This window comes from Anabaena azotica FACHB-119, assembly GCF_014697625.1.
GTDB classification, from domain to species: domain Bacteria; phylum Cyanobacteriota; class Cyanobacteriia; order Cyanobacteriales; family Nostocaceae; genus Trichormus; species Trichormus azoticus_A.
The window spans coordinates 53,021-73,485 of record NZ_JACJSG010000002.1 but is presented as its reverse complement, the minus strand read 5'-3'; the positions used below and the strand labels follow the sequence as shown (position 1 = coordinate 73,485).

The window sequence follows — 20,465 nt, the reverse complement described above, 5'->3', positions numbered from 1 at the left end:
TGCCAAGATTTTTTGAATTGGTATTGGGTTTTTCGCTAATGCACTTTAGCCTTGCCAGTCTAGTAGTGAGGCAAGGCTAAAATGTTCATAGATTTGGGATAAATTAACCGCTTAAATGCCGACGGTCTTATAGCCAAACATCGGCAAAACATTTTGAATTTTCAAGTCGGGACTAACTCACCTGGACGCAACTTCGACCATTTACCCATTTCTGGCTTAAAGCTGAGACAACCAACAACATCCCATTCCATTTCAATCACATCATCTTTGGTGCGAATGTTAACGTTAATGGAGGGTTCATTTGGATCGAAATCTGGGGTTTGGGTCAAATGGGGTTGCTGGTGTTGTGTTTCTACGGCATTATAAGTAACACAACGGTCTACATAGTGGCAGTTTACGCAAATACACATAATAGAACCAACTCCATTCTTCCTTTATTGATAATCTAGCTTAAGCCAAGGCGTTAAGCACCACTTACTGGTTAGAGTTTTATTACAATGTTTGGATCTGTTCCTTCTAGCCTATCTCCTGAAAATTGGCCTTTTAGCCTGGAATTGTTACCACAGCCAGCTTATATGGTTGGTGGGGCGGTGCGGGATGCGCTGCTGGGAAGAAGTCGCGAATATCTGGATCTAGATTTTGTGATACCATCCAAGGCGGTGAAGGTAGCTAGAGCGATCGCTCATCATTATCAGGCTGGTTTTGTCTTACTCGACCCAGTGCGACAAATTGCACGGGTGGTATTTCCCCAAGCTACAGCCGATTTTGCCCAACAGGAAGGCGACAGTTTAGAGACTGACCTGCATAGAAGAGATTTTACAATTAATGCGATCGCCTACAATCCCCATACCCAAGAAATCATCGACCCCCTCAATGGATATGCTGATTTACAGGCGGGTGTATTGCGGATGGTCGCCAAAGCTAACTTAGAAGATGATCCTTTACGTTTATTACGCGCCTATCGCCAAGCCGCTCAACTAGGCTTTACCATCGAACCAGCCACCCAAGCCACAATTCGAGATTTAGCATCACATTTAACTCAAGTAGCAGCCGAACGAGTCCGGGTAGAGATTGGCTATTTACTTGCAACTCCTTTAGGAAATCCTTGGATAACCACGGCGTTTACAGATGGTTTACTCCCACAATTCTTCCCACACACCACAGATGAAAGTTTGCGTAAATTAACAGTCGTCGATGAAATAGCGGCTATGCTGGCTCAACATTGGCCGCAGTTGGGTGTAGAACTAAAACAATACCTCCGTGACACAGTAAAAACCACTTGGCTGGGTATTACCAAACTCGCTTGTCTTGTTCACCCAGATCCCACAGTTGCAGAAATTGAGTTACAACAACTCACCTACAGCCGCGCCGAGGTTCGCGGTGTAACTACGGCATTAAGACTCTATTCTCAACTAAAAACAGCAACTACCTTGCGTGAACAGTATTTTCTGTTCCAAGAAGCAGGTACGACATTTGCAGCTACGGCTGTTTTAGCTTTAGTACACGATACTCTGGTAGAGGCGATACCCGGCGACAATCGGCTATCCGTTTACTCACCATTGATCACCCGCTACCTGAACCCTGATGATCTGGTCGCTCATCCCACTCAGCTAGTAAGTGGTAAAAATCTAATGATAGCACTCAATCTTCCTGCCTCGCCACTTGTCGGTGAACTGCTCACAGAGATTGCTATAGCCAGAATTGAGGGGAAAGTTACCACACAAGAAGATGCGATCGCCTTTGCTAGAGGGTTAGTTGCAGGTTAAACAGTTGCTTTCATGGAGTAATTTTGGCAAAGTGAGAAGTTTTCTCAAGTTTATAAATCTTTACCTCTGGATTTTATATTTGCCGCATGATTTATCTACCAGATCAACTACATCGCTTTCACCTCTAGCCTCTCCTCCCTGTATGTCAAATCTTATGCTATCCTAAGCCAGAACAAATGCTGAGGTAGTGGGTAACATCATTACTGTATGTCCTCAGCAAAATCAAACAAAACAAGCTCTAGTCTTGAGTCCTCATATTCATAAAAGTTATACTTAGTCAGTCATGAAACTTTACTATTGCAAGTATCCAGAGGGTAGACAAAATTTTGGAGATGCGTTGAATCCTTGGTTGTGGGAGCAACTGCTTCCAGGGATTTTGGATGATGATCCCGATTGTGCTTTTGTTGGGATTGGTACTTTAATTAACGATGCACTTCCAAGACGTACACCCAAGGCAAAATTGCGAGTAATTTTTAGCACAGGTGCAGGTTATGAAAAAGCTATGCCTGTAATTGATGAATCTTACAAAATATACTGTGTACGTGGCCCAATCTCAGCACAAACACTGGGTTTAAATAGTGATTTAGCCGTCACCGATGGCGCATTGTTACTTCGTAAGGTAATAGAGCAAAATCCTCTACCCAAGAAGTATAAATTCTCCTATATGCCACACTATAATTTTGCGGGAGATGGCTGGCAGAGAGTTTGTGATCAATTGGGTTTTGGTTATATCAGTCCAGCCTGGGAAATTGAAGATATTTTGATACGCATTCGTCAAACAGAAGTGCTAATTTGTGAAGCTATGCACGGTGCGATCGTTGCAGATACGCTAAGAACACCTTGGATTGCAGTTACAACTCATCCTTCAATTCTTCCCACAAAGTGGCAAGATTGGTGTGCTTCTATGACACTGGAATATCAACCATATTCCTTAAGTTACTATTATCAACCCCGTGCTTCTAAAGGCGGATGGGCTAATAGCCAGACTTCTGCTAATAAATTAGATCATCTCCTAACCCCAGCACGTAAGTTACAAGACTGGTTTCGACAACAAAAAGCAGCGCGGGAACTATCTAACTTAGTGAAAATCGCCCAGCCTTGTCTTAGTAGCGATAATCGCATGGAAGAAATGTTATCCCGATTAGAAGGCTGTTTGGAACAATTTAAACTTGATTTTGCTCAAGGAAAATTCAAGGTGTAATCGCAATTCAAAACTATATAATACTTACGCAAGTGTCATCATTAAACTAACTGTAGGGTGCGTCAGCCCCAATAATGCCGTACAAATTCAAGGATTTTCCACATCTGACGCACCCCACCCCATGTGTCAGTTGCGTAAGTCCTTTTATGGTAAGGGCGCACAGCTAGCTGTTGCGCCCTGACTTATTCTGCATCATCGTTACCGAAAGTCACACAGGGGCTATCAATTTCTTGAGATGGTTGAAAAGAATTACAGAAAACCACGGTAGCACAGTTGACATCTAATTCTTCAGGATGGATACAAACGCTCTCATCTGCTACCTCAACGCGAAAAGCGCAATCACAGCATATAGTCTGACTCAAATTGTGGGGGGGTTTGGCAATAGGGTAAATTTCTCCTTCTCCCTGATTTTTTTGGTCAATGTCTGTTTGTATATACATTTGATTTTTTCTGGTTATATCATGTCCGCTTAAATACTTATCATATATTGGAGGCTGGTAATAGGTAATAGGTAATCGGTAATGGCTCACAACAATTACCTATTAGCTATTACTAATTACCGACCAAAACAACCATATTATAAGTAATTAGCCGAACTTGATATTACTTGTTGTCTTAGCACAATAGGTATCAACCCTATTCTGGCTTTTTTATATTAGAGGTCATTTATAAAGTAAATATTAAGTAGGGTGTGTTACGGCTATGTAAGGATTTGAGCGTCGGCGAAATGAGGAATTAGCCGTAACGCACCAGCAAATACGGTGCGTTAAGCGCTACTTTAACGCACCCGACAATTTAAGGTTTACTTTATAAATCATCTCTTAGGACTTACGCAAGTGTCATAATCAAACTAACTTTAGGGTGCGTCAGCCCCAATAATGTCGTACAGATTCAAGGATTTTCCACATCTGACGCACCCTACCCCATGTGCCAGTCGCGTAAGTCCTGTATATCTTTGCTTAATACTAGTCTGCATTGGTTTAGGAAACTAGCCAAATCATAACTATTCTATAGATTGATATGTCCTCTTGATAAATTACGTCTAAGGATAGAGAAAATTAAAATAAGAGCTTTAATATCTTACCTTTGATTTATTTTTTTCTAACTTATGTCAGATAATCATCCTTTTAGAACGTTCATAATAAGTAATTATCTTTTAAAATAAAAAATAATTCAATAACTAATAGCAATGTGATTACTACTTTGTATTAATGATAATTTAGGACTTATTCTAAGTATATCAATAGTACAAATTGTTTCTATATCAATAAAAATGTAGTTGTTAAATCTGTGTTTTTAAACTAAAATGCAGACCAATTTTACTATTAATTCTTTATTCATTTTTAAATGTTAAATATTTTTGAATTACTCCATTAATGCGATCGCCATGAATAAATAGTCATATTCAGACCTGAAAATAGAAAATATTATATTTAAAAAAATCAAAATCTCAAGGTTTTAACACCGCTAATATATGTGCTGGATTAAAAATATTTAATTCTACTTACTATAAAGGAAATATACTTATCATGTCATCATCACAAACTTTTGAGGAAGAGAGTAAACTAATTCAGACTTCAGCTAATTTTGAATTTTGGAGAAAAGTAGGACTAATTACAGGTGGTACTCTTTTATCAATTAATATGCTAGCTATTTCTGTTGTGACTGGAGGATTATTAGGTTTATTTGTCAGCTTTCGGAATTTGCCACAGCTGAGACAAATACGCAACTTTGTACCAGCAGAAACAACATATATATATGACATCAAAGGTAAACTTTTGGTAGGGCTACATGGAGAAGCCAACAGAAAATTTGTTTCCTTAGATAAAATTTCTCCACATCTAAAAAGAGCAGTATTAGCCAGTGAAGACAATTATTTTTACTCCCATCCCGGTATTGACCCTGGAGGTATTGGACGTGCGGCGCTAGTTAATTGGTCAGCAGGTTCTGTGCAAGAGGGTGGTTCTACCATCACTATGCAGTTAGTAAAAAATTTGTTTTTGTCTCGCGAACGTGCTTTGAGCCGCAAAATAGCGGAAGCTGTATTAGCAATTCGCTTAGAGCATATTCTCAGTAAAGACAAAATTTTAGAGATGTATCTCAATCAGGTCTACTGGGGTCATAATAACTATGGTGCGGAAACATCTGCACAGTCTTACTTTAATAAATCAGCCCAGAATTTAACTTTGGCTGAGTCAGCAATGATGGCTGGTTTAATTCAAGCTCCAGAAAAATTTAGTCCTTTTGTAGACAAGAATTTAGCGATACAAAAGCAAAGACAAGTACTAAAACGAATGCTCGAATTGAAATGGATTACCAAACAAGAATATGATGATGCTCTCCAGCAACCGATTAAATTAGGTAGAATTAAATCTTTTGCAGCTAGTGTTTTTCCTGATGTTACTAATGCTGTATCACAAGAATTAATCCAAAAGTTTGGGCGTGATGCTGTACTTAAAGGTGGAATGAGGGTACAGACAACGGTAAATAGCGACTTACAAACAATTGCCGAAGGAACTATTAAAAAATGGCATAAAACTCTTAAAGGTCAAGGTCTGAATAACAATCAAATTGCTTTAGTCGCAATTGACCCACGTACCCAATTTGTCAAAACTTTAGTAGGTGGTGTAGACGCGAAAAAGAGCGAATTTAACCGTGCAACTCAAGCCCTGCGTCAGCCTGGGTCTGCTTTTAAGCCCTTTGTTTACTATACTGCCTTTGCAAGCGGCAAGTTTACACCAAATACAACAGTGCTTGATTCTCCAGTTACCTACCCTGATGGGGACAAATCTTATTCTCCGCGTAACTACGATAATAGCTTTAAGGGTGCAATGCCAATTCGGACTGCTTTAGCACTTTCTCGTAATGTTCCTGCGGTGAGGCTTGGTAAAGCTGTAGGCATGAATAATGTGATCAAAACTTGCCGTATCTTGGGAATTACTAGTCCTATGGAACCTGTAAGTTCTTTACCATTGGGTGCTATTGGCGTTACACCAATGGAGATGGCTAGTGCTTATGCGACTTTTGCTAATTATGGTTGGCGGTCTTCCCCAACCCTGATTAGCCGTGTGACTAATAGTAGTGGTGATTTATTATTAGATAATACCCCTAAACCTCGTTTAGTTCTTGATTCTTGGGCATCAGCTACAATTTTAGATGTGTTGCAATCAGCAGTTAAAGAGGGAACGGGTAGGGGTGCGGCTTTAAACCGTCCAGTTGCTGGCAAAACTGGTACAACTACCGCAGAAAAAGATATTTGGTTTATTGGTACTGTACCACAGTTAACCACTGCGATTTGGGTCGGTAGGGATGATAACGGACAATTAGCTGATGGTGCGACAGGTGGAGGTATGGTGAGTCCTATTTGGCGAGATTTTATGCAGAAGGCGCTTAAGAATGTACCAGTGGAGAATTTTAAATCAGCTTCTCAGTTTGCTCGACCTAAGCCTGGGAAGAAACAGAAATAGGACTTACGCAAGTGTCATGATCAAACTAACTGTAGGGTGCGTCAGCCTCAATAATTTCGTACACATTCAAATATTTTCCACATCTGACGCACCCTACCCCAAGTACGAGTTGCGTAAGTCCTAAGAAAAATAAAAAGGCGGAAGATTCCGCCGCCTTGTCAATCTACAGTGTGCTTTATTGAGAACTATTATCTTCGCTAATTTTGAAGAAGGTGTGACGCGCTTGTGGCGATCGCTTGACTAATTGACTAATATATAATTTGTCTTGATGCCAAAAACTTCAGCATAGCCTTAACCACAGCATCCGGTGACTCTATCAAGAAACCATGACCACCTTGAGCTAAAACTATCAGTTCCGCCTGGGGAATTGCTTGCGCTAATTGCTGGGAAAATTTTACTGGGGTGAGAATATCCTGCTGACCAACTAAAACTAAAGTGGGACAGAGTATATTTTGTAGTCGGTTTGTGGTGTCGCAGTCTACAATAGCTCGACTATGATGATATATACTATGGCTCTTTGGGGGGAAGGGATAATGTACAGCAAATTCAATTAACTGGTCTATCATCCCCGGAATTGAATAGAAAGTATTTGTAAAAATCCAAGGTAATACGACCTGTTCATATAACCGCAAGTCTACATGAGCGAGAAGGTTGCCCCAAGTGGTAATAATACTATTAAATAGTCCGTCACCCTTGGCTAAAGAAGAAAGTAATATCAAACTTTGGGCTTTTTGGGGGTATGCTAAGACAAATTCTTGTGCAATTTGACCCCCCATTGAATGACCGCCTATGTGTACTTGATCAATGCTGATATGATCAAGCAATGCAGCAACATCATCTGCCATTTGCCTAAGAGTATAGGGGCTATCTGGGGCAGAACTGCGTCCCATTCCTCGGTTATCTAGACGAATTACTTGATATTGGGAAGTCAGGGATGGCATAATGAGCGACCAATAAGCATGGTCACACAGTAAACCAGAAATTAAAACCAAAGGTTCTCCTGTACCTTTGATGTCGTAAAACAAATCAATTCCATTTACATGAACCTTTGGCATAGTTAGTTATTAGTCAATAGTCAATAGTCAATAGTCAATAGTCAATAGTCAACAGTCAATAGTCAATAGTCAATAGTCAATAGTCAATAGTCAATAGTCAATAGTCAACAGTCAATAGTCAATAGTCAACTGATAACTGATAACTGATAACTGATAACTGTCAACTGTCAACTGTCAACTGTCAACTGCAATTCTTTCCATACCAGAGTAAATATTAAACCTTTCCCCACGTAGAAAACCAATTAAGGTAATACCAAATTCTTGGGCGAGGGACACTGCTAAACTACTGGGGGCGGAAACGGAACAAACAATGGGTACGCCAGCAGCTACAGATTTTTGTAGAATTTCAAAGCTGGAGCGTCCACTTACCATGAGGATATGATGATTGAAGGGTAACTCGTCACTCAACAACGCCGCACCAATTAATTTATCTAGCGCATTATGTCTACCAACATCTTCTTGCAACTTGAGAAGTTGTCCTTGGGAGTTAAATATCGCCGCAGCGTGTAAACCTCCAGTAGTGGAGAATAGGCTTTGAGCAGCCCGGAGTTGATCTGGTAGAGTGTAAATTAACTCTGGTGTTACCATGAGCTGGGAAGAAATGATAGGATAATCCCGCAGACGCAGAGCTTCGATGCTGGCTTTACCACAAACTCCACAGGCGCTGTTGGTGTAAAAATGACGTTCTAAAGGTTGTAAGTCTGCAATTAACCCTGAGCGTAATTCTACATTGACGATGTTGTAACGCTGTTCGCCATCGATAGATTTATCAACACAGTAACTAATACGTTGAATATCTTGCTGACAATTAATTACACCTTCACTATAGAGAAAACCAGCCGCTAGTTCAAAATCAGCCCCTGGGGTTCGCATAGTCACGGCTACGGTACGCTTGGGGGATACTAGGCGAATTTCTAACGGTTCTTCGGTGGTGAGATGGTCTTGTCTTAGTCGCTTTTTTCCCTTCTCAACTACCCAAACGGGGGTTTTGATTTTACTTCTTGTTAGGGGTTTCATTAATGGCTTTGATGATTATGGTTTTACTGTTACTGCTAACCGTAACCCCAAAGCATCTAATAATGAATTTAGGCGGTAAAATTCAATTTCACCTTTCTCTGATAAGATTTGTTCAAGTTGATGGTAGACTTGCTGAACTTGTGTAGAAAGCTGATCAATTCCCCCGTAAGCTTCTATGACATTTTTTAGTGCCTTACTTAACATCCTTGGGTCGCTTTCTTCTAAGACAACTTCGATATACGCTGCTGCTTCTAATGGATCTTTAAGGTCTTGAATCAGTTTTTCGTGATAGCTTGTACTTCTAGGCATCATCTCTACTCCTGTAGTAGGGTGGGCTATGCTCACTAAAACCAGGACTTACGCAACTGGCACATGGGGTAGGGTGCGTCAGATGTGGAAAATCCTTAAATGTATACAAAATTATTGGGGCTGACGCACCCTACAGTTAGTTTGATTATGACACTTGCGTAAGTCCTAAAAACCATGATACATTGGGTAATTTATACTAAGTATATTTCAACAGTTAAGTATGAATTATTAACCACCGTACCCGTTGGGAACCGTTGGCGCAGCCTCTTGTGGAGAAGGAATGAAAACTACTTATGCAAGAGGTCTAATTATTTTTAGCTATTGTTGCGCTAGACATACAATAACTGATTAGCAATTTCGTCTGCTGTCAAAGTATCAAGAAGGATAGCAACTCGTTCAGCAATTTCATAGGGACTTCTACGTTTAGCAATCAAAATACCAGCATGAAATTGATTATTATCTAAACTGACATCTTGCACCTTCTCAATAAGCTAGTGGTGGGCAATGCCCACCCTACGAAATCATAAGGGTTTCAGACTGCGATTTTCGCAATAACAGAGTGGTACAAGATATAAGTAAATAATCTGTGTATAATTTTTCAAAATCAAGTCTATTATGAGTTAAGATACAACGTCCAATGGATGCAGCAAAAGTAAGTTGTGCATTATCTGGCTGTCCTAACATTTGTTGTTCTCTTGCTGTCGTTGCATCTAAACCTCTTGCTGAGAGTAAATTAGCTACTATAACGTCTACATCTTCGTCAATATAAATTTGTGCGAAAATCGTCATTTTTGATTTAATCTAGCTTTAATAGCAGGATGCACTAATTCATCAGGAACATGATTGCGCTCAATATATTCGTTGATTTCTACTTGATTGTCCAAGTAAAAACTTAAAGCATCAAATACTTGAGCTAAAGTTAAATGAGGTAAATGTAAAGGTATCTCCTCTGGTCTGATACCTAAACGCCAATTTTCCACAATCGCTCTCACGGGCGTTCTAGTTCCTTGAATGATTGGTTCACCTGATAAAATATCAGGATGTCGAGTGACATAGCGAGAGTTTGTTGTGGCTGTCATATTGATGGAATAATTTGCAGTATTTTTGGTTAATTTAACATATCAAATGCGGATAATTACTTGACTATTGGCAATCCCAAAATTTATTTTATTTAGTAACTATACACAATATTTATACATAAATTTCTCAGTGATGGTATGTAAATGATCATTTAATTGAGATAGGGCTTGTTCGGCGATCGCTTTTGGTACACCTCCATAGTATGCTTGAGCGATCGCACCTGCAATACAAGCTATGGTATCGCTATCACCACCCAAGGAAATGGCGTTGCGAATGGCATCTTCAAAGCTGGTAGATTCTAAAAAGGCGATAATGGCTGGGGGTACGGAACCTGGACAGGTTGCATCGTATTGGTAGTTAGGTCTGATTTGGTCTAGAGTTTGGTCTAGGTTGTAATTAAAGGTATTGTGTATGTAGGATTTAATCTCGGCTTTATCATGACCTGTTCTCGCGAGAAAGATGGCTGAGGCGGTGGCTTGTGCGCCTTTGATCCCTTCTGGGTGGTTATGGGTGACGACTGCACTACATTTAGCTTGTTGTAATACAGTTTTCAAGTCTGAGAAAGCAAAGCCTATAGGACTAACTCGCATGGCTGCACCGTTGCCAAAACTATTGTATGGTTGATTGCTGTTAGATTTCGCCCAGTTGCTGAAGTTCCGCCCATAGCCTGCGTATTGGTAGCGGCGATAGTACCACTTGAATTGGTCGATGTATTTACTAATTTGGGGTAATTCGTCACTGCTGAGAATTACATCAGCCACCGCCACAGTTAGCACGGTATCATCAGTGAAACGGCACTGCCTGCTAAATAGGGGAAAGTCCTTAGTTTTGATACTGTATCCTTCATAGACTGAACCAATGATGTCACCTGCGATCGCACCCAGCATATAATCTTCTACATGGTAGTCTTAGGCTTGTTTTTCCAGGCTCACTACCGCATTATAGTCAGGTACACCTTCAAGCGATCGCTTGCTTTTATCTAGCAGTACATTTCCTTCGGGCCAATGTACTTGCAAGTTACCTGACTGAATAGGTGCAATGTAGACTCGCCCTGTAAATTCACCTAAGTGATTCCTCAGAATTACTTTATCACCATCTTTCAACCCCAAACTTGCTGCATCATGAGGATTCATTAAAACCGCCTCGCGCAACGCCCCAGTAATAGCATCTTTTCGTTCCTGCACCATACTGTTAAATTGTTTACCCCTGCGAGTCGCCACCCAAAAATGCCCTTCTGGTAATTCTTTTTGGGGAGGAGTTAAAGTGGTAAAATGGGCTTTACCATCGGCGGTAGGGAAGTTCCAACCAAAGCACAGATGAGAACCACTGTATTGAAATTGGTCGCCTGCTTGCTGTAAATGTTGAATCCCCGCATACAAGGGGACGACCTGAGCAATTTCTTCACGTATACTGGCTGTATCAGCAAACCTTAACTTATCGGCTAAATCTGGTTTAACTCGCCTAGCCAATTCTAGAAAAACTTCCCATTCTGGACGCGCTTCCCCAATGCGTGGGCCTGGTATTTCTGGGCTGAAAATGACTCGGCGTTCGGTGTTGGTTTCGGTGACTCCCCCTGGAATTTCGTAGCGCGTGGTGGCGGGTAAGAGGACGACTGTATCTGCTGGTTCTACCAACATCTGACTCGACAGCACAATATCCATATGTACCCGCAAAGGTATCTGTTTTAATGCGCCTTCTACATAATCTGGTTCCGGTAATACTTCGAGAAAATTACCACCCACAGAAAACAATACATCTAATTGTCCCCGATAGGCGGCATCAATCATTTCCGGGGCAATTAAACCTTTAGTTTCCGGGACGGGAAAGCCCCAATGTTGACTTAGTTGGGCAGCATTTTCGGCGTTGATGGGTTTACCACCAGGAAATACTGTGGCGTAACATCCCATTTCCGCCCCACCTTGCACCCCAGAGTGACCACGAATAGGCATCAAACCGCAGCCTTCCCGTCCGACAAAACCTTTAGTTAGGGCGAGGTTGATAATACTTTTGACATTATCTTCGCCGCATTCGTGTTGGGTAATGCCCATACTCCAAACAAACACGGCTTTTTTGGCTTCCCCCACCATTTTGGCAAAGGCGTACATCTCATCGCGGGATGCACCGGAAATTCTTGCTAATTCTGACCAAGGTTGATTGTCTAATGCTGCTTTCAGTTCGGTAAAACCAGAGGTGTAGTTATTAACAAAAGACTCATCTACCCAGCCGTTAGCAATCATATGCTTGATTGTACCATTTAAAAAAGCCATGTCTCCGCCCAAGTTCACCAAGAAAAAGTCCTCGGCAAACTTAGTACCAAATACAGCACTTTCCACAATTGAGGGAACCCAATAGCGTTCCATCCCAGGTTCCCGATAGGTATTAATGACAACAATCTTTGTCCCGGCTTTTTTGGCATAGTGGAGATATTTAACCGTGACTGGTTGATTATTGGCGACGTTGGAACCGATAAATACTAATAAATCAGTACCTATCCAGTCTTTATAGGAACAAGTGGTAGCCCCTGCACCCAAGGCAGCTTTTAAGCCGGCTGTGCTGGGGGAGTGACAGATACGGGCAGCATTATCTATATTATTTGTGCCTATCGCCCGGACGGCTTTTTGGGTGGCGTAATAAGTTTCGTTGACAGTGCCGCGACTGGTAACATAAAAACTGAGACGGTTGGGTGTGGTGGTACGGATGCGATCGCTAATTACATCTAAAGCTGCATCCCAACTCACAAGACTAAAACCTTTCTCTCCCCTGCGCCGCATCATCGGGTAAGGTAGCCTTCCCAACTCGCGTAATTCGCTGCTTTTGTGCTGGCGTAACTGGGAAACATCAGCTAAAATTTGCTCATCAAAAGCTGGCATAGTATTCATGCGTAATAGCCGCAAGCGCACATTGCATACATGAATACCATCCACCGTCCAATCTTTCATCCCGGTTGTTCCTAAAGCACAACCATCACAAACACCTTTATTTAAAATTTCCCAAGCATAAGGCAACCTATCACGGGATAACCACATAGCGCGAAACACTTCCCAGTAATTGTTGGGGTACTGTTCACCAATGCCAAACGGTTTCCAACTTGCCCAGTGCTGAGGAGTCCATCCTTTCTTGGGTTTACGCAGCATAATGTCTTATAAAGGCTAGTTAACTATCACTTTTAGACTAGCCCTTTTGATGAGAAATTGAGTAGGGGCGCACAACTGTGCGCCCCTACAGCCAATTCATTTGTTATAAATATTTTTGGAACAAATTTCAAAATAAATACGGGTATCCTCTGTTGCTCTTACCCGGAAAATAACCGCATGGTGGATAGAGATAGTTTTCCATCCCATCTTATGCAAACCTTAACAGATGTTCAACAGAAATTGCTCAGGCTAAGAGACATACAGTCTCAGCTACAGAAACAAAAATCAGACCTAGCCAAGAAAAAGGCAGAACTAGCAAAACAATTGCAGCAACTTCAACAAAAGGAAACCGAATTAAACAATCTTCTTTCTCAATCAAAGCAGAAGGAAATGGAACTACAACTACAGATAGAGGAAGAACTGCAACCAATACCCCAACCTAGCCCAGAACTACAAAACGAGTTGTTAAGCCTACTACGCGGCGATGCTATAGCCGCACTGCGACTCCTCAAGTCTCAACAACAGAGGAATCCCGGTCGGTCTGCTGATTGGTGTCTTGAGAAAGTGATTTGGGATTTAAAACGCGATCGCCACTAATTACTATTAATACAACCTATTAGCGGTGGCTGGTGCTGGTCTGTCGCCGCTATTGTTTGCCGTGCTACATCAATCAACAATCTCAACTTTTGTGATTGACAAAATCTATCGATGGCGCTGGAAAACTCATCACTAGGGTTGACGCAAAAACTTCAGAAAGTTTGAATAATCTTTCATATATGAACTTGAGGATTAGTCACCCTAAATGGAGCTATTTATATGTTTAACTTTGGTCGGGATAACGTCAAGAGTAATAACAATTCTCAAGGCGCTAGCTTATTAGATGGGTTGCGTAAGGCATGGCTATTAATTTTCTTAGTAATGATGGCTATGTTCATCAGAGGTGGTAACTTGTTTGGAGAAAGGGCAAATGTTACTAATCTGGCGGAAATTTCTGATAACACCGATGAATTTATGGGTAAATCTGTCACGATTAACAGTGAGGCGACTGGCAAAGTTGGCTCAACTGCTTTCACTGTCAGCGATCAAAAATTCTTAGCTGGTCAACCTCTTGTAGTTATTAATGCTTCCGGTAAGCCTTTTGATTTACTACCTAATCAAAATACACCAATTCAAGTTACTGGTGAGGTGCGTAATTTGGTGATCCCCGAAATTGAGCAAGAATATAACCTCAACATACAGGATCAAAACTATACAGATTACGTTAATAAGCCAGCAATTATTGCTCGACACCTCGCACTAGCACCCCAACTGACGCAAATAAACCAAAACCCGGAACAATATTATGGTCGTCAGGTTGTAGTTACAGGAAAGGTAGGAAATATTAATATTAACAGTCCTGTTATATTAACGCTCAATCAAGGTCAATTGTTTGGTGAGCAAGATTTGGTAGTCTTACTAAAAGCGCCAGCTACCATTGCTATCAATCAAGGACAGTCTGTATCAGTAGTAGGTGAAGTTCGTCCCTTTGTTGTTGCTGATATTGAGCGAGACTATAACTTTACTTGGGATGATAATGTGAGAAGACAGTTGCAAGCAGAGTATGGTAACAGAAATGTTTTAATTGCTGATACTGTATACCCTTATTAGCGGTTAGTGGTTGTTCTCAGACAAATGATTGACAAAATCTCACATCCGAAATAGTAATGATGGTGTGTGAGGATAAATCTCAGTCAAATTAGTTGCGAATTGTTAGCAAATCTATGTCAGACAATTTGAAGGAAATGTCTTGAGTAGATATAGCTTGCGGTTCCAACTGCATATCTTGAAACTCATGCACTTGCGCTGTTAACCAGCGTTCCATGTTACCACCTTGAATTTCTGTTTTTTGCTTACCAACTACTTCCATATAAGCTAAGTCTTTGATTTTGCTCAAGCAACTAGATGGCATATTGTTATTAGTCCTAGCTACAGTAGCGGACTGATTAATCTTGACATTATCTTGTTGTTGCTGTACTTTACTAGCTTCTGAGTTCTCTTTGAGTAAGCGGTTATATGTGCGATAAGGTATGTAGTGTAAAGGATTATATCCAGCAAAGCGTAGCATTAAAACACAAGCCCAAGAATATTTACCTGCAAGAATTGCTTCAACTACTTTGTCGAATTGTTGAGGATTGATGGCTTTATTGTAGTTGGTTATGCCTGCGGTGTTTTGGTTCATAATGGTTTTCCTTGGATAAAAGTATTTCAGATTTTGGTTAAGTTATTATTTTGTGTGGAGAGGAAAGACAAGTAAAATTGTTACCTTGTTAACTATCACTGGGATAGTTTTGCTCCTCGTAAAGAGTTATGAGAAATAGTTGATGATACCACACTGTTAACATCAACTAAGTCTAGTTTTAAAATTAAATTTATATCAGTATTGTCATCTTGCAGCTTCATCTCTTCCCTAACCCTTACCATTCAATATGATGCCCGACAAAAGTCTGTTTTTACCCTTGTATAGATTTCGCCTAGTGCTATTCATCAGGTAAAACTTGTAATTTCTTCTTGATAACTTTATTAATTATAGCCTTACTTAAGTATAGAAGAAGTTGCCGGGGTGTATGTCTTTCTTTCTTGAACATCATTATTACTTCTCCATACTCTCTTCAGAGTTATCTTCGTATTTATACTATCTCTCTTCATGAATGTCACCTGTTATCAGAATTTTATTCCTCAATTTTACTGAATATTTTTAATGTTGACTTATACGCTGTACGCTAGAGCTTTTGAGCATTTTTTACTATGTGATGGGGGGTTAGACCCCTCGCCTACGTTGCTTTTGAGGCTTTAAACCTACTAAGGAAATTTACCATTAAATAGGTTGATAATCAATCGTTTGATAATAAAAAATGAGGCTAATGAGAATGTTAAAACATTTCTATATTAATATAAAAATGATAGTGATTAATTTGGCAGTTTATACGGATATAAATTTGTACTATAGTTAGGATGTAGGAAATATGGCTGCAATCACATATCCGGATGGTTCTCTGTCAGAAGTCCAAAATTTTTGTACAGAATTAGCAAAGTCTGCTTAAAAATTTTGTGTAGCTGACGATTGTATATTGTGGCAATAATATTTATGATTTTTAATATTAATTTTTTGATAAACTATAGTAGGGGACAAGTGATAGGTGTTAAATCTACCTGTTTTCTCACAAGTCAATTCGGATTGCTATATATCTCTACAGTTACACAGCAAACAACTGTTTTGGTATAGTAAGATGCAATTTTCAGTTCTGCAAATATGCTATGCGAACACAAGATACAAAATCTCATACAGTGCAGAATAGGTAATTGGCAATGGTAGAAAGCAATTACCTATTTACTATTACCCATTACCGAGCAAACCAACCATATCGTAAGTTACAGCATATTTTGGGTAAATGAGGTACAAGCGTAAAACCCAAAACCATGTAGAGACGTTACATGTAACGTCTCTACAGTATTTCACTAATAGCGAAACTGCTGTATTAGCCGAACTTGATATTATGTAGCAATAGCCAAGACAGTTAGGACATGAGGAAATGAAAAAACTTTTAAGTCTGTAACCTGTCACCTGTCACCTGTCACCTGCTATAGAACTACAATCCTGAAAGCTTTTCTAACCTGTCCCCTATAGTTGCAGTTGCGCTAGGTGATGGTAAAGACCTGCGATCGCCATTAGTTCCTGATGCGTACCATGTTCAATTACCATCCCCTGGTCTAATACTATAATATGATCGGCATAGCGCACAGTCGAGAGGCGATGCGAGATAATAAAAGTAGTCCTCTCTTGGCTAATTTGGGCTAAATTCTGTTGAAAGCGGCGTTCTGATTCCGCATCTAAACCGCTAGTGGCTTCATCTAAGATTAATATTTTGGGATTTCTAATCAAAGCGCGGGCGATCGCAATTCGTTGTCTTTGTCCCCCAGATAGCATAAAACCGCCTTCTCCTACTTGGGTGTCGTAACCTAGAGGTAAGGCTTGGATGAAATCATGTGCGCCGACTAACTTGGCGGCGGCGATCGCTTGCACTAAACTTAATTCTTGATCATATAATGTAATATTATCTAAAATCGTCCCCGAAAACAGAAAACTTTCTTGTCCCACCAACCCTACCTGACTCCGTAAAGATTGGGGCGATACGCCAGACATATCATTTCCATCAATCAAAATCCTCCCTGTATCAGGATAGTACAAACCAGCTAATAAATTAGCTAAAGTACTTTTACCCGAACCACTTTGTCCAATAATGCCAATGGTTTGATGAGGTTTCACCCCAAACGACACATTTTGTAAGGCGTTGCGTTCTTGAAACGAGTGATAACGAAACGATACATTCTCAAATCTTACCTCACCCCGAATCGGCGGCATTACTAGTAAGGTGGTTTGCGAATTTCCCTCTGGGACAGATGCGTAAATATCATTGAGTCTTTCTACGGAAATTAAAACTTCTTGAAACTCATCCCATAACCCGACTAATGCTAAAACTGGCTGAGTAACATTCCCAGTCAACATATTAAACGCGATAAACTGTCCCAAGGACATCTTTCCACCCATCACCAAAGTAGCCCCAAACCATAAAACCAAGGTGCTACCCACATGATTAATTAAATTTCGCGTCACCTGTAAACGATGGGCTAACTTTTGTCCCCGCAACCGCGCTTTCAACATTTTGATGAAACGTTCTTCCCAATACTTTTGTAAAGGACGTTCGGCGGTGGTGGTTTTCAGCGTCGCTACCCCAGCTATGATTTCTACCATTGAAGAATGTTGTTTAGCTGATTCTTGGTAAATTTCTCTTGATGCTTGCTTGAGATGGGGACTAGCAACTATGGTTAAGAATACTACAGGAATAATCCAACTTAAAACTAAGAGGGTGAGTTGCCAACTGTAATATGTCATCAACCCCAGGTAAGTTACTACCATTAAAACATCTACCGCCGCCGCGATCGCCCGACGACTGATAAAAACTTGAATTTTGCGGTTCTCTTGTACAAGGCTAATGATATCTTCGACTTGGCGGGAGGCGAAAAACTGTAAGGGTAATTGCAATGTATAGTTAATAAAACCGCCAATCAAATTCAAGTCGATGCGGTTAGCAAAATAATCTAGTAAATGTTGATGCTGTGCTGTTAATACAGTCCGCCAAATACCCAAACACAAAAAGCTGAACGCAAATATATGCAAAGTTGGCAAGTTTTTGACAGGAACTACTTCGTCGAGAATGACCTGAGTAAATATCGGAGTCGCTAACCCAAAGGCTTGTACCAACAAGCAGGCGAGAATTATCTGCCTAATTAATGTGCGATAATGCCACAATGTTTGTCCATAGCGACCCAGAGAAAATTTTTCACTTTTGAGGGCTTGAAAACGTTCCGTCGGGTCTAATAGTAGGGCGTATCCTGTCCAACCCGTTTCAAATTGTGGACGTGATAACCATTTGCGCCCAACTGCTGGGTCAGAAATCAGGACGCGATCGCCTTTTACCTGCCACACTACTATATAATGGTTGCCTTGCCAATGGGCAATCCAGGGGTTATAATGCCACTCTAATTTATGCAAACTTCCCCGCACTGGTAGCACATCATAACCCAAACTTTGGGCAGCTACAGATAAACTCTCCAAAGATGCGCCAGTCCGGTCTACCTGTGCCAAATTTCTGAGACTATATAAACTTAAACGCTTACCCCAATATTGGCTAATCATTGCCAAACAAGCCGCACCACAATCGGAAGAACTCTGTTGTTGAATAAATGGGTAAGAATAGGAGAACTTTGATTTTTGGGGCTTTTCTCCTTGGGGAAGTTCGATATCTTCGATGTTGGATGTAGCTATGGTTGGTGTTTCTGGCGATCGCCAAGTTTCTAACTGGGGTAAAGCAATTTGTGGTTTACTATCAGTAGGCGCGATATCAACCTCATCAACTGGTGGTTGTGGTGGTTGATAATCATTAGTAAAGAAATTAGGGGCGATCGCTCTTGCTGCTTCCCAATTTTCCGGCGATAGTTGATAAACTAGCAGATTTGTCTGTGCTGTTCCGTCTGGTAATGTGGACTCAGGATAACCCCAACTATCACCCAGCGATGGGATAAAGCTACCCACTGATATAGATTGTACTTGACCATTCGCTAACCAAAAGCGCCCTTTTTCTGGTGGAGTTGCTGCCGATAATAATGAGCCAGCCGGGATATATTTAGCTGTTAAATAAGGTAGTAATTCTTTAAGTTTTTTACTCTTAATTCTGTGTAATTTACTATAGCTTTTTAAGAATATTAATGCTTGTCGTTCACGAGTTAGGTGCTGGAGATAATTTTTCAGTTGTGGGAGGCGTTGTAACCAGGGTTTTAAGTCAGCAATTGTGATAGATATAACACAGCCATCACTAGCTGCGATCGCTCGATATGCTAACGCTTGATGACAGAAGAAATGATCAGCCCCAAAAGTTTGTTCAGCCAACAGCAATTGAGTAGAAACTTCCCGCCCCAACTTTTGATTAAAACCTAACAAACGGACTCGACCTTGACAAACTAAATAAATAACATTATTACTATCTGTATCTGCTTCATCGATCACATAATTTGTCAGTTCATCACCTAGTTGAAACTCTCGAACTACCCAACTTTGACTAAACTCGGAAACTAGACTAGTATCCCCTGCAACTAACCTCACCAGATTGAGGATAGCCGCTTCTGGAGTGGAAGATAGCTGCTTACGAGAGTCTTGTTGCAGCCCTCCCTGAACTCTTAACGACGAAGAGGGGTTCATAGTTTAATTTCTGCTTATTGTGTAAACTTTTGGCGATATGCTAGGCGAATAGATGGCAGTTTCCCAGGCAAATCAATATAACATCAGCAACATAATTCATTGCTAACGCATCTTTTAAAAAGCCAGAATTGCTGTGAAAAGCTATTACCTTATCTTATCAATTTCTACAAACTCTTTAACCAGTATTCATGAACTTGATTTTAAGTTGCTGTTGATTATTCATGAGTACATTCACTTAAATGTAAAAAATGGATAATTCTAGAATACTCTCACTATGCCTTGTTAAATCAGCTTCAGTTTATAACAACAGACATTTTCTGAAAAAATCAGGAAAGTTAGTTTTGAATAGGCAAAAAGTTCTTGATGAACATAATTTTCTGAACTCTCCTAATGTTGACATGGTTTGAGAGAATATGAGTAATATTGCCACCCACAGACAGTAGTTTTGATTTGTATAAATCCCATTTTTTAAACTTACTCACATCTTCCTTTAGTTGATTAATCTCCCGGAAAAGAAAGCCAAAATTGTCAAATGTATTTTTGAAATTCAGGCATAATCCTACCCAAGAGAGAGATACTAAAACAAATATAAATGGTATTGTGTGTCTCAGGCTACAAATTTTGTGTGTTAAAACGCTAATAA

At 40.4% G+C, this 20,465-nt stretch carries 17 protein-coding genes; 5 read left to right on the top strand and 12 right to left on the bottom strand.

Annotated elements, in window-relative coordinates; genetic code table 11:
- Positions 1-161: 161 nt before the first annotated feature.
- On the bottom strand, positions 162-410 hold the full coding sequence (locus H6G83_RS01655; protein WP_190465988.1) for a Ycf34 family protein: 249 nt from the start codon (positions 408-410) through the stop codon (positions 162-164).
- A gap of 87 nt (positions 411-497) precedes the next feature.
- On the opposite strand from H6G83_RS01655, the gene H6G83_RS01650 reads away from it, so the two are divergent.
- Positions 498-1,766 (top strand): tRNA nucleotidyltransferase/poly(A) polymerase family protein, encoded by a 1,269-nt coding sequence (locus H6G83_RS01650; RefSeq protein ID WP_190465986.1) that lies wholly within the window; start codon positions 498-500, stop codon positions 1,764-1,766.
- Between the two features lie 283 nt (positions 1,767-2,049).
- Entirely contained in the window at positions 2,050-2,967 is a 918-nt protein-coding gene (locus tag H6G83_RS01645; RefSeq protein WP_190465985.1) for a polysaccharide pyruvyl transferase family protein, read from the top strand.
- 182 nt (positions 2,968-3,149) lie between these two features.
- Here H6G83_RS01645 and H6G83_RS01640 read toward each other — a convergent pair whose 3' ends face one another.
- Complete coding sequence (locus H6G83_RS01640; RefSeq protein WP_242044380.1) at positions 3,150-3,407, bottom strand: hypothetical protein; 258 nt, start codon at positions 3,405-3,407, stop codon at positions 3,150-3,152.
- A 1,089-nt stretch (positions 3,408-4,496) separates the two neighbouring features.
- Between H6G83_RS01640 and H6G83_RS01635 the strand changes: the two genes are divergently transcribed.
- Entirely contained in the window at positions 4,497-6,434 is a 1,938-nt protein-coding gene (locus tag H6G83_RS01635) for a transglycosylase domain-containing protein (protein ID WP_190465983.1), read from the top strand.
- A gap of 248 nt (positions 6,435-6,682) precedes the next feature.
- Here the strand turns inward: H6G83_RS01635 and H6G83_RS01630 are convergent, their stop codons facing one another.
- From H6G83_RS01630 to H6G83_RS01595, 8 genes are all read right to left on the bottom strand, one after another.
- On the bottom strand, positions 6,683-7,489 hold the full coding sequence (locus H6G83_RS01630) for an alpha/beta fold hydrolase (protein WP_190465981.1): 807 nt from the start codon (positions 7,487-7,489) through the stop codon (positions 6,683-6,685).
- Between the two features lie 174 nt (positions 7,490-7,663).
- Complete coding sequence (fdhD, locus tag H6G83_RS01625; RefSeq protein ID WP_190465980.1) at positions 7,664-8,506, bottom strand: formate dehydrogenase accessory sulfurtransferase FdhD; 843 nt, start codon at positions 8,504-8,506, stop codon at positions 7,664-7,666.
- Positions 8,507-8,521: 15 nt separating this feature from the next.
- Positions 8,522-8,815 carry a helix-turn-helix domain-containing transcriptional regulator gene (locus tag H6G83_RS01620; protein WP_190465978.1) on the bottom strand — a complete coding sequence of 98 codons (294 nt, stop codon included), beginning with the start codon at positions 8,813-8,815 and terminating at the stop codon, positions 8,522-8,524.
- Positions 8,816-9,144: 329 nt separating this feature from the next.
- A complete protein-coding gene (locus H6G83_RS01615) occupies positions 9,145-9,294 on the bottom strand; it encodes a hypothetical protein (RefSeq protein ID WP_190466494.1) in 150 nt (49 codons plus the stop codon).
- 34 nt (positions 9,295-9,328) lie between these two features.
- Positions 9,329-9,604, bottom strand: a complete 276-nt coding sequence (locus H6G83_RS01610; RefSeq protein ID WP_190465976.1) for a DUF5615 family PIN-like protein — start codon at positions 9,602-9,604, stop codon at positions 9,329-9,331.
- Positions 9,601-9,894, bottom strand: a complete 294-nt coding sequence (locus tag H6G83_RS01605) for a DUF433 domain-containing protein (RefSeq protein ID WP_190465974.1) — start codon at positions 9,892-9,894, stop codon at positions 9,601-9,603. The genes H6G83_RS01610 and H6G83_RS01605 overlap by 4 nt, the downstream gene beginning before the upstream one ends.
- Positions 9,895-9,993: 99 nt before the next feature.
- Positions 9,994-10,782, bottom strand: coding sequence for an ADP-ribosylglycohydrolase family protein (locus H6G83_RS01600; RefSeq protein ID WP_190465972.1), 789 nt, complete (start codon positions 10,780-10,782; stop codon positions 9,994-9,996).
- Positions 10,783-10,803: 21 nt separating this feature from the next.
- Positions 10,804-13,029: an FdhF/YdeP family oxidoreductase gene (locus H6G83_RS01595; protein ID WP_190465970.1), complete on the bottom strand. Its 2,226-nt coding sequence runs from the start codon at positions 13,027-13,029 to the stop codon at positions 10,804-10,806.
- A gap of 210 nt (positions 13,030-13,239) precedes the next feature.
- Here H6G83_RS01595 and H6G83_RS01590 point away from each other — a divergent pair, with 210 nt between their 5' ends.
- Positions 13,240-13,626, top strand: a complete 387-nt coding sequence (locus H6G83_RS01590; protein ID WP_190465968.1) for a hypothetical protein — start codon at positions 13,240-13,242, stop codon at positions 13,624-13,626.
- 219 nt (positions 13,627-13,845) lie between these two features.
- Positions 13,846-14,676 (top strand): hypothetical protein, encoded by an 831-nt coding sequence (locus H6G83_RS01585; RefSeq protein WP_190465966.1) that lies wholly within the window; start codon positions 13,846-13,848, stop codon positions 14,674-14,676.
- 88 nt (positions 14,677-14,764) lie between these two features.
- On the opposite strand, the gene H6G83_RS01580 is transcribed toward H6G83_RS01585, so the two are convergent.
- Together H6G83_RS01580 and H6G83_RS01575 are read right to left on the bottom strand one after the other, a co-directional pair.
- On the bottom strand, positions 14,765-15,247 hold the full coding sequence (locus H6G83_RS01580; protein ID WP_190465964.1) for a HetP family heterocyst commitment protein: 483 nt from the start codon (positions 15,245-15,247) through the stop codon (positions 14,765-14,767).
- A 1,440-nt stretch (positions 15,248-16,687) separates the two neighbouring features.
- Positions 16,688-19,822, bottom strand: coding sequence for a cysteine peptidase family C39 domain-containing protein (locus tag H6G83_RS01575; protein ID WP_190465961.1), 3,135 nt, complete (start codon positions 19,820-19,822; stop codon positions 16,688-16,690).
- Positions 19,823-20,465: the final 643 nt, after the last annotated feature.